The sequence below is a fragment of the Kumtagia sp. genome, assembly GCF_059502445.1.
On sequence record NZ_JCACER010000083.1, the window covers coordinates 59168 to 75322 of the forward strand.

Below are 16155 nucleotides of genomic sequence, written 5' to 3' on the forward strand. Positions count from 1 at the left end.
ACTATCTCGATACGAAGCAGCTGCCGCCGGCGGCCTTGTAGGTCTCGCACAGCTTGACCGCATCGTTGCGGCTGCCGGCCGGCACGCGGACGCGCCAGAAGGTGCCCTTGCCGGCGATCTCGGCCTTGACGATGGTCGCCTGCTTGCCTTCGAGCACGCTGCCGTAGCGGCGCTGCAGATCCTGGTAGCTCGACTGCGCGGCGGCTTCGGTCGGCTGGGACGCGATCTGCATCGACCACGAACCCGGAGCCGGGGCAGCGGCGGGATCGAGCGCGGCGACGCGTTCGGCCTTGACCTCGCCGACGATATCCACCGGCTGGTCGGACGGACGGGCCGGCGCCACGGGCACGCGGTCCGGCGTCGTTCCGGCGGCGCGCGCCTGCGGTGCGGCGGCCGCCGGCTGCTGCGGTGCCGTGGCCGCGGGCTGCTGCGGCGCGGCAGCGGCCGCCGGCTGCGGAGCACTCGGCACCGTCGCCGTGGTCTCGGCACCCTCGCCGGCCGGCGTCGGCGACGATGCGACGGGATCGACGATGCCCTCGGAGGCCGAATCCAGCGCCGGCGCGGCGGCCGGCGCCGGCTCCTCGCGGGCGACCAGCGTGCCGTCGGCCTTGACGATCATGGTACGGACCTTGCGCGGTGCCACGGCGGCGACCTCGACGCTGTCGTCGACGCCCGGATCCTGGATGACCTGCTCGATCCGGTCCGCGCCCTTGGGCATCGGCTGCCCGGCCGGCGCCTGCGGGCCTGCCGCGGCAGTCTCAGCCGGCTGTCCGGCGGCCGCCTCGTCGTCCTGCATCGCCAGATCGACCGGCTCGTCATCCGGCATCGGCATTTGGACCGGCTCTTCGGCGCTGTTCAGCAGCTTTTCCTGCGTCGGCTCGCCGGAACCGCCGGCACCCGCAACGGAATCGTAGACCTTGGCGTCCTGGTTCGGGATGGTCGCGCCACCCGGATTCTCCGGCTTTATCTTCACCGGCGATGGATCGGCCTTGACCAGGGCAAGCTCGCCAGATCCCGGGCCCTCGCCGTAGGACAGGGCGAAGGCGGCGACACCGCCAAGCAGCGCCACGCCGCCGACCACCGCGGCGATCACCAGCCCGCGGCGACGCGACGGCCGCTCCGCAAGCTGGGTGTAGGCAGGCCCGGCGATCTCCTCGTCAAAGTCGGGATCGTAGGCGAACTGCGCGTCCGACCCGGCATCCTGCCGGCTACCTGCTGCGCCGGCTGCCGCGGCACGGGGCGCCTCCTGATACGCATAGCCGTAGTCGCCGCCCGCGGCGGCGCGCGCGGCAATCGCTCCCGCGACGGCCGCTCCAGCAACGGCCGGTACGGCCGGATCGTCGAAATAGCCGACACTCGCCGGCTGCTCGATGCGGATCTCGCGGCGATCCGCAGGCTGCTGCGACTGCACCGCCTGCTCGGCCACGCCGGCGTTCATGCCCTGGAGAAGGTTCGAAAACTCGGCGTCGAGATCGTCGTAGGGCCGCACCGGCGCAGGCTCGTCCTCATAGGCGAGCACCGGCAGGTCGAGGTCGTCGGCCAGCGCCACGGCCTGCTCGGGAACCTCGACGGTCTCGATGTCCGGCACCTCCTGGCGCGCCGCCGCGACGGCGGCTGCCTGCGCCGGCGGCTCGAACGTCTGCTCCGGCTCGGGCGCATGCTGCCACGAGCGGCTCACCTGCAGGTCGGCAGACATGGCTGCCAGCGCCGCATAAGGGTCATGTCCGTCCCGAGGCATGGATTCCTCCGGTTCCCATGTCTGCGCGGCGGCAGGCTCGCCTTGCCCCGTATCGTCGCCCGCCTGAGCTACCGCGTCGGAAATCGCCGCATCAAAAGCCTGGTCGTCGAATAGCCCGTCGAGCTCGTCGTCCGCCTCCGCATGGCGCGGGGCCGCGACGGAACCCCACGCCTGATCGTGCCGGGCGACTTCCGCCACGTCAACGGGCTCGAGCCACTCCTCGTCGACGGCGGCGGCATTGCCGTCGTCATATGCCTGCATCGCGGGTTCGTCGTGCCAGTGCGGCTGCGGCTCGGCCACCGGTGCAGCCGCCTGGACGGGCTCCGCATGGTCATGTCCGCCGGACACATGATGGTCAGCCGCCGCCACCGGCTCGTTGCCGAGCAACGCGTTCAGCTCCTCTTCGAGGCTCGTCTCCAATGACGCTTCGGGGACAACCGTTTCCGGCTGACGATCGACCTGTCCGTCATCCCAGGGCTGCGGCGAGAAGGCGGCACCCAGCGGCAGCCTGTAAGCCGTCTCTTCCGCCGCTTCGGCGACATCGTCGGTCACGGGCGAACGACTGGCGTCGGCCTCGTCCGCGTGATGGACCGCCGCAAGCGGCCGGTGCTCGGGTTGGTCGGCGAATGCGATGTCGAAATGCTGGTCGAGTTCCCACTCCGAGGACACTGATGCTTCCGCTCGCGTACCGTCCTGCTCCGGGACTTCCGCCTGCGCGACAGGCTCGTCGATTTCCGGCCGCGCGACGGACTCGTCGCAACGCTCGGTGGCGGCCGTCTCGACAAGGCCGGGCTCGGCGGCCGCATCCTCGACCGCCTCCGGCTCGCCTTCATCCGCGAACGCCAGCGGGGCATGATCCGCTTCGGCCACCGGCTCGCCAGCGGCCTCCGCGGCCGGCTCGTCGGCCTCTGCCGGGGCAGCCGCATGAAGCTCCGGCTCGGGTGCCGTCATCTCGGCTTCCGCCAAAGGCAGTTCCTCGACCCCAGGCCACTGCACGGCAGGCTGGTCCGCTGAGTCAGCCTCATGGCCTTCAGCCTGAAAGCCGATGGGCGCCTCGACCGGCGCATCGTCCTCGACCCGGATTTCCTCGGCCTCGGCGGCAGCTTCCGCGACGCCCTCGGCTTCGACCGCCGGCGCTTCCTCGGCCGGAGCAGACCACTGCTGCCCGGGCTCTTCGGCCACGGCTTCGGCCTGCGGCGTGACTTCCGCAACCGTCGTATCGGCGGTTTTGGGAGCGTAGGCCTGAACCGGCTCCTCGGCAGCCGCGGGCGGGGAATAAGCTGCGACAGGCGCCTCTTCCGCGGCGAAGTCACCCATCAGCTCACGCTCGAGATCGATGCCGAAATCGGCCTCGTCGATCTGCGGCTCGGCAGGCTTCACCTCCGCCGGCTTCGCCACGGCAGCCGCCGGCTTCACCGGCTGGCGCGGGTCGAAACCCATGATCCGAGTCAGTTCCGCGAACGGATCGTCTTCCGCGACCGCGGCCTGGTCGGCAATCTTGAGGTTTGCTTTTTCTGCCATTGTGCTTTTCCGAACCTGGACACAATTCGACGCGAACAGCGCCACGCATGGGCCGCGCCGTACCAGCGCAATGTGGGCAAAAGGTGACCGGCTAAGGTCGCTTCGGCCTAGCGCATCTCGCTTGGCGCTTCAGCTCCGATCAGTCCGAGCCCGGACGTGATCACGTCCAAAACCGCCTGGACCAAGCCGAGCCTGGCATGCGTCAATTGTCGGTCGGTAACCTTAACAAACCGTAAGTCCGGATTTTCGGTGCCGCGGTTCCACTGCGCATGGAAGGCGCTGGCGAGGTCGTAGAGGTAGAAGGCGAGCCTGTGCGGCTCCAGCGACTGGGCTGCGGATTCGATCAGGCGCGGGTATTCGGCGAGCTTGCGGATCAGCGCGATCTCGCTCTCCTCCGTCAGCAGCACGGCATCCGCGGTGAGCGCCGCGCGGTCCGTGGCGACGTCGCCGAGCTGCTCCCTCGCCTGCCGGAACACCGAATGGCAGCGCGCCGAGGCGTACTGCACGTAGAACACCGGATTGTCCTTCGACTGCTCCGTCACCTTGGCGAAGTCGAAGTCGAGCGGCGCGTCGTTCTTGCGGTAGAGCATCATGAAGCGGATGGGGTCGCGGCCGACCTCCTCAACCACCTCGCGCAGCGTGACGAAGTCGCCCGACCGCTTGGACATGCGCACCGGCTCGCCATTGCGGTAGAGCTTTACGAGCTGGCACAGCAGCACGGTGAGCTTGAGGCTGTTGCCGCCGACGGCGCGCGCCAGCGCCTCCATGCGCTTGACGTAGCCGCCATGGTCGGCGCCGAGCACGAAGACGGTGTGCTCGAAGCCGCGCCGCACCTTGTCCTTCAGATAGGCGACGTCGGCGGCGAAATAGGTGAACTGGCCGTCGGACTTCACCAGCGGCCGGTCGATGTCGTCGCCGACAGCGGTCGAACGGAACAGCGTCTGCTCGCGGTCCTCCCAGTCGTCCGGCTTCTCGCCCTTGGGCGGCGGCAGCTTGCCCTTGTAGATGTGGCCGGCCAGCGTCAGCTCGGCGACCGCCGCGCGGATCGCCTTGGCATTGTCGGCATGCAGCGAGCGCTCGGAGAAGAACACCTCGTGATGCACGTTGAGCAGCGCCAGATCCTCGCGGATCATCGCCATCATGGCGTCGATCGAGCGATCCTTGAGGATGGCCATCGCCTCCTGGTCCGGCATCTTCAGGAGGCCGTCGCCATAGTCGGCGGCGAGCTGCTTGCCGAGCGGGACGAGATAGTCGCCGGGATAGAGGCCGGCGGGGATCTCGCCGATGTCCTCGCCCAGCGCCTCGCGGTAGCGCAGCAGCACGGAGCGCGCGAGCACGTCGATCTGCGCGCCGGCGTCGTTGATCAGATATTCCTTGGTAACGTCGTGGCCGGTGAAGGCGAGGAGGTTGGCGAGCGTGTCGCCGACCACGGCGCCGCGGCAGTGGCCGACATGCATCGGCCCGGTCGGGTTGGCCGAGACATATTCGACATTGACCTTGGCGCCCCTGCCCATCCGCGAGCGGCCGAAGTCCGGGCCGAGATGGACGAGGCGGACGAGATAGGCCTGCCAGTAGGCGTCCTTGAGGCGCAGATTGACGAAGCCGGGGCCGGCCACCGCCGTCTCGGCGACGTCGGGATCGGCCTCGAGCGCGGCGGCGATCGTCTCGGCCAGCGCCCGCGGGTTCTGCCCGGCCGCCTTGGCCAGAACCATGGCGGCATTGGTCGCCAGGTCGCCATGGCTGGCGTCGCGCGGCGGCTCGACGGAGACGCGGCCGAGGTCGAGCGGCGCTCCGGTTGCGGTCTTCAGTTCAAGGCCTTCAACGACTTTCCTGATCCGCTCGTTGAAGTCGGCGAACACGTTCATGATGCTGTTCCTGGAAATTGCGGCTCGGGGCATGCTGCTGCGGCCGGAAATGCGCCCGTTGCCTAACGCAAATCCGGCGTCCGGTCAAACAGACGCGCATATTCCTTGATGGCGTAGGTGTCTGTCATCCCCGCCAGGAAATCGGCGACATGCCGCGCCTTGATGCGCGGTTCGGCACGGTCCAGCCCCTCGCGCCAGCCGTCGGGCATGGCGCGCGGATCGGCGTAGTAGGCGTCGAACAGCTCGCGCACGATGCGGTCGGCCTCGGCGCGCACGCGCATCACCTCCTCGTGGCGGTAGATATGGGCGAACAGGAAGGCCTTCAGCTGCTTCTCCTCGGCCGCCATCCCGGCGGAGAAGGTGACGATCGGCCGGCCGGCCGCGCGCACGTCGTCGACGCTTTGCGGCCGCACGCCGTCCAGGTTGCGGCCGGCGGTGGCGATCACGTCCTCGACCATGCGGGTGATCTGGCGGCGCATCAGCTCGTGCCCGGTGCGGACCGGATCGAGCGCCGGATAGAGCGCCCTCACCTCCTCCAGCAGCCGCGCCGGCAGCGTCGCCTCGGACAGCATGCCGATGGTGAGCAGCCCGGCGCGCAGGCCGTCGTCGATGTCATGGGTGTTGTAGGCGATGTCGTCGGCGATCGCCGCGCATTGCGCCTCCAGGCTGGCGTAGCGTCCGAGCTCGAGGTCGTGCAGCTCGTTGTAGTCGAGGATCGTGCGCGGCACCTGGCCCTTCAGCCCCTGTCCGCCAGGACCGATCAGCGGGCCATTGTGCTTGACCAGCCCCTCCAGCGTCTCCCAGGCGAGGTTCAGACCGTCGAACTCGGCGTAGCGACGCTCCAGCCGCGTCACCACGCGCAGCGACTGGGCGTTGTGGTCGAAGCCACCCCACGCCGCCATCTTGTCGTTCAGCGCCTCCTCGCCGGTGTGGCCGAAGGGCGTGTGGCCGAAATCGTGGACCAGCGCCAGCGCCTCGGCCAGATCCTCGTCGAGCCGCAGCGCCCGCGCCAGCGCGCGGGCGATCTGCGCCACCTCGATGGTGTGGGTAAGCCGGGTACGGAAATGATCGCCCTCGTGGGCGACGAATACCTGCGTCTTGTGCTTCAGCCGGCGGAAGGCGGTGGAATGGATGATGCGGTCGCGGTCGCGCTGGAACGGCGTGCGGGTCGGGCTTTCCACCTCGTCGAACAGCCGGCCGCGGCTTTTCGCCGGATCGCAGGCATAAGGCGCGCGCGGCCGGTAGCCGAAGCCGATGTCGCCGAGGCCAGCGTGATTGTTCTCCATGCGAATACCGCTCTACCTGGGTCTAGCGGAGCTTGTTGCGCCGAACCAACATCTCGCCCAAGGGCATGTCCGGAGATTTGGTTTTCCAAGGCTGCAACGACTTGCGATCGGCACCCAGAAGCCCTGCTTCCTCGTCCGAATTTTCGTCGCCTGTCATCCGGTCGACGATGACCTTGGACAGATGGCGGCCCTCGCGATTTGAGGCAGCCTTGAATTTCGGAATCGCCTTTCGCTTCGACTTGTTGTTCTCGCCATAACCATCGCGGCAGTCGCGCTCGTAAGAGAGCGCCTTATCTGCTTGTGGTGAACGTGCTTCCCGAGTCTCCTGGTCGCCCATCTCACGCACCTCCAATGTCCAAGCTTAGCATGCATCCGCCCACATGAATGCAGCATGTCGGCACGCCGGCGGCTTCAGACGCTTCGCACCGCCGCCGGTTGACTTGCCCCCGTCCGCTTCATACCTATTGTGCGAGAGCGAACGCAAGGTGACGCCCATGAACGCGGATGCCAAGTCTGCCATGAAAGTCGAGATGACCGACGCCGCCGCCAAGCGCATCGCCGCGATCGTGGCGAAGGAGCCGGGCAAGACGGCGCTGCGCGTCACCGTCGAAGGCGGCGGCTGCTCCGGCTTCTCCTACAAGTTCGACCTGACCGAAGCCCGCAACGACGACGATGTCGCCGTCGAGAGAAACGGCGCGACAGTGCTCATCGACGACCTGTCGCTGGTCTATATGGGCGGCTCGGTGATCGACTTCGTCGACGATCTGATGGGCCAGTCCTTCCAGATCAGGAACCCCAACGCCGTCGCCTCCTGCGGCTGTGGCACCAGTTTTTCGATCTGACGGCAAGCGGCCCGTGCCGGAATCGTCGCCACGAAAAGGCGGCGACGACGGCTGCCCGAGGGCGAGTCTGGGGCATCGCTCTCAAACCGGCAGAGAAGACGCCCGCCGATTTTCAAGATTATCTTGAATGACTTGTCTGGTTTTCTGCGGTTCGGCGCGACGCGCGGCCGCAGCGAATCGCCGCAAGGAACTGTTTTCATTCATGAGTTGATGGCGTCGGGCGACGCCCTCTTGGCCGTGCCGGGGCCACTTGACCGCCGCGGTTCCGCCGCGCCGCGCCACCTTCGTTGACACATCCTCGTGATCGGTCTCACGCTGCGTAAACCGGGAGGGACTCTCGCACGCCGTCATGGGGAACAACGACATGAACCTGCCACCCAACGCATCGCCCTTGCTCTACAACGAGGATCTCGCTCCAGCCAAAGAACGCAACTGGGGCCCGTTCTCGATCTTCAACGTGTGGACCTCCGACGTCCACAGCCTGTGGGGATACTATCTCGCCGCCAGCCTGTTCCTGTTCTGCGGCAGCTTCGTCAATTTCCTGATCGCCATCGGCATCGGCTCGCTGATCATCTACTTCCTGATGAACCTGGTCGGCATAGCCGGCGTGCGCACCGGCGTGCCCTTTCCCGTCCTGGCGCGCGCCTCCTTCGGCATCTGGGGCGCCAATTTCCCGGCCATCGTGCGGGCGATCGTCGCCTGCTTCTGGTACGGCGCGCAGACGGCGGCCGCGTCCGGCGCGATCGTCGCGCTGCTCATCCGCGACGAGGGCATGCTCGCCTTCCATCAGTCGAGCCATATGCTCGGCCACTCGACGCTGGAGGTGATCTGCTACGTCGTCATCTGGGCGCTGCAGCTGCTGATCATCCAGCGCGGCATGGAGACGGTGCGGAGATTCCAGGACTGGGCCGGGCCCGCGGTGTGGGTGATGATGCTGATCCTGGCGATCTACCTGGTCGTCAAGGCCGGTGGCATATCGCTTACCGGCGACATCCCGATGGACGTGCTGCTCGAAAAGACCAAGGATGCCGGCGTTCCGGGCGTGCCCGGCTCGTTCGAGGCGCTGATGGCGGTCGCGGCGATCTGGGTGACCTATTTCGCCGCGCTCTACCTCAACTTCTGCGATTTCTCGCGCTATTCGCCCGACGAGCGGTCGCTGCGGATCGGCAATATCTGGGGCCTGCCGGTCAACCTCATCCTGTTCTCGCTGGTCGCCGGCATCACCACCATCGCCGCCTTCCAGGTCTATGGCGAGGTGCTGCTGCATCCCGACCAGATCTCGGCGAAGTTCGACAGCTGGTTCCTGGCGCTGCTGGCCGCACTCACCTTCGCGGTTGCGACGCTCGGCATCAACGTGGTCGCCAACTTCGTGTCGCCGGCCTTCGACTTCGCCAACGTCTTCCCGAAACACATCACCTTCAAGCGGGGCGGCTACATCGCGGCCCTCATCGCGCTGGTGCTCTATCCCTTCGCGCCGTGGGAAGGCGGGGCGGCGCATTTCGTCAACATGGTCGGCGCCACCATGGGACCGATCTTCGGCGTGATGATGGTCGACTACTACCTGATCCGCAAAGGCTGGCTGAACGTCGACGCGCTCTACCACGAGAACGGCGAGTACCGCTTCCAGAACGGCTGGCACGTCAATGCGCTGATCGCGGCCGGCATCGGCATCCTGTTCTCGTCGATCCTGCCCAACTTCACCAACCTGCTGCCGTCCTGGTGGGGCGTCTATGGCTGGTTCTTCGGTGTCGCCATCGCCGGTGTGATCTATTACGGGCTGCGCACGGCGCGCAGCGGGGCCCTGCCGAAGCCGGCCTGAGGTCACAAGAAAGGGCGGCGGGTTGCCCCTCGCCGCCCCTCTTTCCTTGCCGCAGCGACCGCATGGGTGCCGCGCCGGATGGCGGCACCCCCATCGTTCACGCCTCCGCCGCCATCGCCGCTTCGCGGGCCTCGTCCTCCGTCGCCGCGGAGGTGCCGTTGAAGAAGGCGTTGAGCACGACCGCCGAGACCGAGGCGAGTAGGATGCCGGACTCGATCAGCGGATGGATGCCGTGCGGCAGCCACAGCTTGAAATCCGGCGCCACCAGCGGGATCATGCCGAAGCCGATCGACACGGCGACCACGAACAAATTGTTGCGGTTGGTCTTGAAATCGACCTGCGACAGGATACGGATGCCGGTGGCGGCGACCATGCCGAACATCACCAGCCCGGCCCCGCCCAGCACCACGGTCGGCAGCGCCTCGACCAGCGCGCCCATCTTCGGCACCAGCCCCAGCACCATCAGCATCACGCCGCCGGCCACGCAGACGAAGCGGCTCTTCACGCCGGTGACGCCGACCAGGCCGACATTCTGCGAGAAGCTGGTGTAGGGAAAGGTGTTGAAGATGCCGCCGATGACGGTGCCGAGGCCGTCGGTGCGCAGGCCGGCCGACAGCATGGGCTGGCTCACCTTCCTGCCGGTCATGTCGCCCAGCGCCAGGAACATGCCGGTCGATTCGATCATCACCACGATCATCACCAGCGTCATGGTGAGGATCAGCACCGGATCGAAGATCGGCATGCCGAAGCGGAACGGCGTGATCAGCGCGAACCAGTGCGCGTCCGCTACCTTGTCGAAATGCATCATGCCGAGCGACGCAGTCAGGACGCCGCCGACGACGATGCCGAGCAGCACGGCGATGTTGGCCAAAAATCCCTTGCCGAAGCGGGCGATCAGCAGGATCGAGGCGAGCACGACCGCCGAGACGACGATGCCGGAGATCGGCGCATAGGCCGGATTGGGCAGGGTCGCGGCAAGCGCCAGCTTGTCGGGCACGGCGGGCAGTGTCGCGCCTGGCGCTGATGCGAGGTCGGCGACCGACTTCAGCCAGTCGGCATGCTCGGGCGCGACCAGCCGCGGCGCCGTCGGCCCGACCGGGTTGCCGAAAATCCAGTTGATGCCGATGCGCATCAGCGAGGCGCCTATCACCACGATGATGGTGCCCGTCACCACCGGCGGGAAGAAGCGCAGCATGCGGCTGACCAGCGGCGCGATCAGGATGCCGATCACGCCGGCGCCGATGATGGCGCCGAAGATCATGCGCGCGCCGTCCGGCCCCGGGTTGGCGGCGGCCATCGCCACCATGGGTCCGACCGAGGCGAAGGTGACGCCCATCATGACCGGCAGCTTGATGCCGAACCACTGGGTCGCGCCGAGCGACTGGATCAGCGTGACCAGGCCGCAGACGAACAGGTCGGCCGAGATCAGGAAGGCCACCTGCTCCGGATCGAGCTTCAGCGCCCGGCCGATGATGAGCGGGACGGCGATGGCGCCGGCATACATGACCAGCACATGCTGAATGCCGAGAGCGAACAGACGCGGTGCCGGCAGCACCTCGTCCACGGGATGCGGAGTTGAAGACATGGCATTCGTTCCCCTGTTGTCACCAGTCCTGAGAAATGCCGAAGAGGACCGGTTTCCTTCCGCGGAAGGATGGTGCAGGATCGACTCGCATGGCCGACAGCGCCATGCAGAATAATTTGAAATTCTTGCGTGATTTTCATGAAGATCGCTACCTGGAACATCAACGGCGTGCGCGCCCGCATCGGCAACCTGATCGCCTGGCTGAAGGAGAGCGATCCCGACATCGTCTGCCTGCAGGAGATCAAGTCGGCCGACGAGCAGTTTCCGCGGCTGGAGATCGAGGCGCTCGGCTACCATGTCGAGACCAACGGCCAGAAGGGCTTCAACGGCGTCGCCATCCTGTCGAAGCTGAAGTTCGACGAGGTCCACAGGGGCCTGCCGGGCGACGACGCCGACGAGCATGCCCGCTTCATCGAAGGGGTGTTCTCCACGCCGCGCGGTGCGCTGCGTGTCGTCTCGCTCTACCTGCCCAACGGCAATCCGATCGGCACCGAGAAATTTTCCTACAAGCTCGGATGGATGGCGCGGCTGGAGCGCTGGGCGACGGAGCGGCTGGCCCTGGAGGAGCCGCTGGTGATGGGCGGCGACTACAATGTCATTCCGGAGAACGGCGACGCAAAGAACCCGGAAGTCTGGGTGAACGACGCGCTGTTCCAGCCGGAAAGCCGGCACGCGCTGCGCCGGCTGGTCAATCTCGGCTTCACCGATGCCACCCGCGCCGCGACCGATGCAAAGGACGTCTTCACCTTCTGGGACTACCAGGCGGGCGCCTGGCAGAAGAACAATGGCATCCGCATCGATTTCCAGATGCTGTCGCCGGAGGCGGCGAACCTGCTCACGTCAGCATCGGTCGAGAAACATGTGCGCGCGTGGGAAAAGCCGTCCGACCACGTGCCGGTGGCGATCGAGCTGGCGGCGTAGGGCTTGGATCCAGCGGTGCGTCCTTCGAGGCTCGCCCGGACAACAGCCCGAACGGGCTATCCTTACTGCGCGCCCTTGGTCAGGTAGTCCTCGGCGAGCGCGATCGCGGTGCGGCGGTCGGCTTCGGGCGCGAGCGCGAAGGCCTCCTCCTGCATGCTGCGGATCCAGCTCTTGTCGCCGGGCGCGGCGCGCTCCAGCGCGGCCGTCATCATCGCCAGCCCGCGAACGACCTTGCCACTCTCGAACAGAAGGTTGCCCAGCGTCGCCTGCGCGCCGGCATGGCCCTTCTCGGCGGCGAGCTGCAGCCAGCGGCCGGCCTGGCGGACGCTTCGCTTCACGCCGTCGCCGTTGAGGAACATCTTGCCCATCTCGAACTGAGCGCTGGGATTGCGGTAGTTCGCGGCCGCGCGCATGTAGTACTGCTGGGCCGCGGCCGGATTGGCCTGGACCGGGCTGCCGGGGATACCGGTCTTCAGGTAGGTCCCGAGCGCCACCAGCGCGTCGGACATGTAGCTTTCCTCGGGACTGCCCGGCTCCACGTCCTGCGCGGCGATCTCGTTGAAGAACTTGAAGGCCTCGTAGTCGTCGCGGTCGACGCCGTCGCCTTCGGCATACATGCGAGCCAGCTTCCAGGTCGCGCCGATCTGCCCCTTCTCGGCGGCGTAGCGATAGGCCTCGACCGCCTGCTCCTTGTGGCCGCTCTTGTAGGCGCTGAAGCCGAACTGGAACACCGCCCAGGGATTGGACTGCTCCTTGACCTCGCCCTTGTCGTCGAAGATGTGCTGATCGAAGGCGCGCGCCGGGCCGGCAACAGCCAGCGAAGCGGCGAACAACGCCGAGGCAACTCCCGACTTCTTGACAAACGAAACGCTACGCATCGCAGTCTTTTTCTGCACTCCCGGCGAGAGTATTCGTGATTTTCACGAAGAAAGTGTTCATCACCGGCATTTTGTTCCACATTACGGCCGCCGACCGATGCCCGGCTGCCGCCTGCGCTTGCTTCATCCCGGCCGCAGGGCCGATTTCACGAGACCACGAGATGCCGCCCGCGCGAGCGATCGAACGCCCGGCAGCCTTCGGCTGCATGCCATGGTCCCCGGAAAAGTCGCGTCCGCCTTGTGGCGAATGCCCCGCGCGGATAGCCGTCGCGCATGAAAAACGGGCCTCGACCCGACCTGTCCGCTGATGATGCCGGTCCATTTGGACCAAAGTGGGGCGTTTGGCGGCAAGCGGCCGCCGCCCCGACGGGTGCGTCGCACGACGCCAACCCTCGACCGTGCCGCGACCGCGGGCCGCTGCCGCGGCACCGCCGTTCCGGTCGGATCGAGAGGGTAGAAAACCGCGCATTCGCTTCCTTGCTGCGTTGTTCCGCAGCGATCGTATTCTGGTCCCGCCTTGGACGTATCCGGCGTGCGCCGGGTTTATGGCGGGAAGTTGGCAAATCCGCCGCCCCCATTCCTAGCCCAATCCTTCTACTGAAACTGTTGCGGAATCATCACAAGCCGCACTGCCGTGGGATCTGACGGGTCGGGCGACGTCCTGGTCAAGATCGACGCGTCAGGGCGTCGGTGCTGCCCGACCGCCGGCGGACATATGCGCAAACAAAAACCCCGCCAGCGAGTGGCGGGGTTCGGGAAGTCCGGGGCCGGCGCGGGGGAGCCGGCTCCGTCGATCGAACAATCAGTTCACGGCGTCCTTGAGGCCCTTGCCGGCGCTGAACTTGGGCACCGTGCGGGCCGGGATCTTCACTTCCGCGCCGGTCTGCGGGTTGCGGCCGGTCGAGGCGGCGCGCTTCGACACGCTGAAATTGCCGAAGCCGACCAGGCGAACGTCTCCGCCCTTCTTCAACTCGCCGGTGATCACCGAGAACACCGCCTCGACGGCGGACTGGGCGTCGGCCTTCGAGAGCTTGGCAGAATCTGCAACCGCAGAAACCAGTTCATTCTTGTTCATCAATATTTCCTTCCTTGAGAAATCCGGGACCAGGGACGCAACCGCCGGATAACGGACTTTTTCGGAGTCTACAGTTCCAACTCTCCCTGCCGGGGTGTCACGCAGACGCGACGAAAAATCCCGGAGTTCCGCCGTTTGTCACATGAAAAAGCCGGGCGCAAGGCCCGGCTTCGTCGATAATGGCGCATTCCACCCAAAATCAGTGGGCAAGCCCCTTGCCGGCCTCGTCGCCGGCGTCGGCGGCGGCTGGAACCGGCTGCGCCGGCTCCGTCCACTCGATCGGCTCGGGCATGCGCACCAGCGCATGCCGCAGCACTTCGCCCACCCTCGAGACCGGCACGATCTCCATGCCGCTCTTCACGTTGTCGGGGATCTCGGCCAGATCCTTGGCGTTCTCCTCGGGGATCAGCACCTTCTTGATGCCGCCCCTGAGCGCCGCCAGGAGCTTCTCCTTCAACCCGCCGATCGGCAGCACGCGGCCGCGCAGCGTGATCTCGCCGGTCATGGCGACATCAGCCCGCACCGGGATGCCGGTGAGGATCGAGACGATCGAGGTGGCCATGGCCACGCCGGCCGACGGACCGTCCTTGGGCGTGGCGCCTTCCGGCACGTGCACGTGGATGTCGCGCTTGTCGAAGAGCGGCGGCTCCACGCCGAAATCGAGCGCCCGGGAGCGGACGTAGGACGCCGCCGCGGAGATCGATTCCTTCATCACGTCCTTCAGGTTGCCGGTGACGGTCATCCTGCCCTTGCCGGGCATCATGACACCCTCGATCGTCAGCAGCTCGCCGCCGACCTCGGTCCAGGCCAGGCCGGTGACGACGCCGACCTGATCGTCCGTCTCGGCCGAGCCGAAGCGGAAACGCGGCACGCCGAGATAGTCCTCGAGGTTCTTCGCCGTGATCTTCACAGACTTCTTCTTGGTCTTGATGATCTCGGTCACCGCCTTGCGGCCGAGCTTCATCAGCTCGCGCTCGAGGCTGCGCACGCCGGCTTCCCGGGTGTAGGTCTGGATGATGCCGCGGATGGCCTCGTCGGCGACCGAAAACTCCTTCGGCTGGAGCGCGTGGTCGCGCACCACCTTCGGCATCAGGTGCCGCTTGGCGATCTCGACCTTCTCGTCCTCGGTGTAGCCGGCGATACGGATGATCTCCATGCGGTCCATCAGGGGCGCAGGGATGTTCAGCGTATTGGCCGTGGTCACGAACATCACGCTCGACAGATCGTACTCGACCTCCAGATAGTGGTCCATGAACGTTGCGTTCTGCTCGGGATCCAAGACCTCCAGCAGAGCCGACGACGGGTCGCCGCGGAAATCCTGGCCCATCTTGTCGATCTCGTCGAGCAGGAAGAGCGGATTGGACTTCTTGGCCTTCTTCATCGACTGGATGACCTTGCCGGGCATCGAGCCGATATAGGTGCGGCGGTGGCCGCGGATCTCGGCCTCGTCACGCACGCCGCCCAGCGCCATGCGCACGAACTCGCGGCCGGTCGCCTTGGCGATCGACTTGCCGAGCGAGGTCTTGCCGACGCCGGGAGGGCCGACGAGGCACAGGATCGGCCCCTTCAGCTTCTTCTGGCGGCTCTGCACGGCCAGGTACTCGACGATGCGGTCCTTGACCTTGTCCAGGCCGAAATGGTCGGCGTCGAGCACCTCCTGGGCGAAATTCAGGTCCTGCTTGACCTTGGAGTTCTTCTGCCACGGGATCGACAGCAGCCAGTCGAGGTAGTTGCGAACCACCGTCGATTCGGCCGACATCGGCGACATCGAGCGCAGCTTCTTCAATTCGGCTTCCGCCTTCTCGCGGGCCTCCTTGGAGAGCTTCGTCTTCTTGATACGCGCCTCGATCTCGGCGGCCTCGTCGCGGCCGTCCTCGCCCTCGCCGAGCTCCTTCTGGATCGCCTTCATCTGCTCGTTGAGGTAGTACTCGCGCTGGGTCTTCTCCATCTGGCGCTTGACGCGCGAGCGGATGCGCTTTTCGACCTGGAGCACGGAGATCTCGGCTTCCATGAAGCCCATCGCCTTCTCCAGCCGCTCCTTGACGGAAAGCGTGGCGAGCATTTCCTGCTTCTCGGGGATCTTGATGGCGAGATGCGAAGCGACGGTGTCGGCGAGCTTGGAGAAATCGTCGATCTGGCTGGCGGCGCCGACCACTTCGGGCGATATCTTCTTGTTCAGCTTCACATAGTTCTCGAAGTCGGAGACGACGGAGCGCGAGAGCGCCTCGATCTCGATCTCCTCTTCCGCCGGCTCGGTGAGCACGACCGCCTTGGCCTCGTGGAAGTCGGCGCGATCGGTGAAGCTCTCGATCCGGGCGCGCGCCGTGCCCTCGACCAGCACCTTGACGGTGCCGTCGGGCAGCTTCAGCAGCTGCAGGACGTTGGCGAGCGTGCCGACGTCGTAGATGGCGTCGGCCTCCGGATCGTCGTCGGCCGCATTCATCTGGGTGGCGAGCAGGATCTGCTTTTCCGCACCCATCACGTCTTCCAGCGCCTTGATCGACTTCTCGCGGCCGACGAAGAGCGGCACGATCATGTGGGGGAACACCACGATGTCACGCAGCGGGAGGACCGCGTAGGTGCCGTTGCCGGATGTACGGGGGAGTCTGGCCATTTCAGTACCTT

Annotated in this window: 12 protein-coding genes; 3 read left to right on the forward strand and 9 right to left on the reverse strand. The window is 66.5% G+C overall.

Annotation, left to right across the window (positions count from 1 at the left end):
• Position 1: 1 nt before the first annotated feature.
• The 4 genes from AC5JDC_RS22215 to AC5JDC_RS22230 all read right to left on the reverse strand — a co-directional run bounded on the left by AC5JDC_RS22215 (position 2) and on the right by AC5JDC_RS22230 (position 6747).
• Complete coding sequence (locus AC5JDC_RS22215) at positions 2 to 3259, reverse strand: SPOR domain-containing protein (RefSeq protein ID WP_495844654.1); 3258 nt, start codon at positions 3257 to 3259, stop codon at positions 2 to 4.
• A 107-nt stretch (positions 3260 to 3366) separates the two neighbouring features.
• Entirely contained in the window at positions 3367 to 5124 is a 1758-nt protein-coding gene (gene argS / locus AC5JDC_RS22220) for an arginine--tRNA ligase (RefSeq protein ID WP_495844656.1), read from the reverse strand.
• A 62-nt stretch (positions 5125 to 5186) separates the two neighbouring features.
• The gene (locus AC5JDC_RS22225) at positions 5187 to 6410 is read right to left on the reverse strand and encodes a deoxyguanosinetriphosphate triphosphohydrolase (RefSeq protein WP_495844658.1); all 1224 of its coding nucleotides are present in this window, start codon (positions 6408 to 6410) and stop codon (positions 5187 to 5189) included.
• A 22-nt stretch (positions 6411 to 6432) separates the two neighbouring features.
• Positions 6433 to 6747: a hypothetical protein gene (locus tag AC5JDC_RS22230; RefSeq protein ID WP_495844660.1), complete on the reverse strand. Its 315-nt coding sequence runs from the start codon at positions 6745 to 6747 to the stop codon at positions 6433 to 6435.
• Positions 6748 to 6904: 157 nt separating this feature from the next.
• Here AC5JDC_RS22230 and erpA point away from each other — a divergent pair, with 157 nt between their 5' ends.
• Together erpA and AC5JDC_RS22240 are read left to right on the forward strand one after the other, a co-directional pair.
• Complete coding sequence (gene erpA, locus AC5JDC_RS22235) at positions 6905 to 7252, forward strand: iron-sulfur cluster insertion protein ErpA (protein ID WP_106770216.1); 348 nt, start codon at positions 6905 to 6907, stop codon at positions 7250 to 7252.
• Between the two features lie 364 nt (positions 7253 to 7616).
• Positions 7617 to 9071 (forward strand): NCS1 family nucleobase:cation symporter-1, encoded by a 1455-nt coding sequence (locus AC5JDC_RS22240; RefSeq protein WP_495844663.1) that lies wholly within the window; start codon positions 7617 to 7619, stop codon positions 9069 to 9071.
• A gap of 97 nt (positions 9072 to 9168) precedes the next feature.
• Here AC5JDC_RS22240 and AC5JDC_RS22245 read toward each other — a convergent pair whose 3' ends face one another.
• Positions 9169 to 10656: a nucleobase:cation symporter-2 family protein gene (locus AC5JDC_RS22245; protein WP_495844665.1), complete on the reverse strand. Its 1488-nt coding sequence runs from the start codon at positions 10654 to 10656 to the stop codon at positions 9169 to 9171.
• A gap of 138 nt (positions 10657 to 10794) precedes the next feature.
• Between AC5JDC_RS22245 and xth the strand changes: the two genes are divergently transcribed.
• The gene (gene xth / locus AC5JDC_RS22250) at positions 10795 to 11577 is read left to right on the forward strand and encodes an exodeoxyribonuclease III (protein WP_495844667.1); all 783 of its coding nucleotides are present in this window, start codon (positions 10795 to 10797) and stop codon (positions 11575 to 11577) included.
• Positions 11578 to 11639: 62 nt separating this feature from the next.
• On the opposite strand, the gene AC5JDC_RS22255 is transcribed toward xth, so the two are convergent.
• From AC5JDC_RS22255 to lon, 4 genes are all read right to left on the reverse strand, one after another.
• Positions 11640 to 12455, reverse strand: a complete 816-nt coding sequence (locus AC5JDC_RS22255; RefSeq protein WP_495844669.1) for a tetratricopeptide repeat protein — start codon at positions 12453 to 12455, stop codon at positions 11640 to 11642.
• A complete protein-coding gene (locus tag AC5JDC_RS22260) occupies positions 12448 to 12663 on the reverse strand; it encodes a hypothetical protein (protein WP_495844671.1) in 216 nt (71 codons plus the stop codon). Before AC5JDC_RS22260 ends, AC5JDC_RS22255 begins: the two co-directional genes overlap by 8 nt.
• A 594-nt stretch (positions 12664 to 13257) precedes the next feature.
• Positions 13258 to 13530, reverse strand: a complete 273-nt coding sequence (gene hupB, locus AC5JDC_RS22265) for a DNA-binding protein HupB (protein ID WP_106770221.1) — start codon at positions 13528 to 13530, stop codon at positions 13258 to 13260.
• A gap of 199 nt (positions 13531 to 13729) precedes the next feature.
• Complete coding sequence (gene lon, locus AC5JDC_RS22270) at positions 13730 to 16144, reverse strand: endopeptidase La (protein ID WP_106770222.1); 2415 nt, start codon at positions 16142 to 16144, stop codon at positions 13730 to 13732.
• Positions 16145 to 16155: the final 11 nt, after the last annotated feature.

What these genes read in the sequence shown, in the direction of transcription:
- argS (WP_495844656.1), bottom strand. Translation starts at nt 5,124, where the DNA reads ATGAACGTGTTCGCCGACTTCAACGAGCGGATCAGGAAAGTCGTTGAA.
- AC5JDC_RS22255 (WP_495844669.1), bottom strand. Translation starts at nt 12,455, where the DNA reads ATGCGTAGCGTTTCGTTTGTCAAGAAGTCGGGAGTTGCCTCGGCGTTG.
- AC5JDC_RS22260 (WP_495844671.1), bottom strand. Translation starts at nt 12,663, where the DNA reads ATGCAGCCGAAGGCTGCCGGGCGTTCGATCGCTCGCGCGGGCGGCATC.
- lon (WP_106770222.1), bottom strand. Translation starts at nt 16,144, where the DNA reads ATGGCCAGACTCCCCCGTACATCCGGCAACGGCACCTACGCGGTCCTC.
- AC5JDC_RS22215 (WP_495844654.1), bottom strand. Translation starts at nt 3,259, where the DNA reads ATGGCAGAAAAAGCAAACCTCAAGATTGCCGACCAGGCCGCGGTCGCG.
- AC5JDC_RS22245 (WP_495844665.1), bottom strand. Translation starts at nt 10,656, where the DNA reads ATGTCTTCAACTCCGCATCCCGTGGACGAGGTGCTGCCGGCACCGCGT.
- AC5JDC_RS22240 (WP_495844663.1), top strand. Translation starts at nt 7,617, where the DNA reads ATGAACCTGCCACCCAACGCATCGCCCTTGCTCTACAACGAGGATCTC.
- hupB (WP_106770221.1), bottom strand. Translation starts at nt 13,530, where the DNA reads ATGAACAAGAATGAACTGGTTTCTGCGGTTGCAGATTCTGCCAAGCTC.
- xth (WP_495844667.1), top strand. Translation starts at nt 10,795, where the DNA reads ATGAAGATCGCTACCTGGAACATCAACGGCGTGCGCGCCCGCATCGGC.
- AC5JDC_RS22225 (WP_495844658.1), bottom strand. Translation starts at nt 6,410, where the DNA reads ATGGAGAACAATCACGCTGGCCTCGGCGACATCGGCTTCGGCTACCGG.
- AC5JDC_RS22230 (WP_495844660.1), bottom strand. Translation starts at nt 6,747, where the DNA reads ATGGGCGACCAGGAGACTCGGGAAGCACGTTCACCACAAGCAGATAAG.
- erpA (WP_106770216.1), top strand. Translation starts at nt 6,905, where the DNA reads ATGAACGCGGATGCCAAGTCTGCCATGAAAGTCGAGATGACCGACGCC.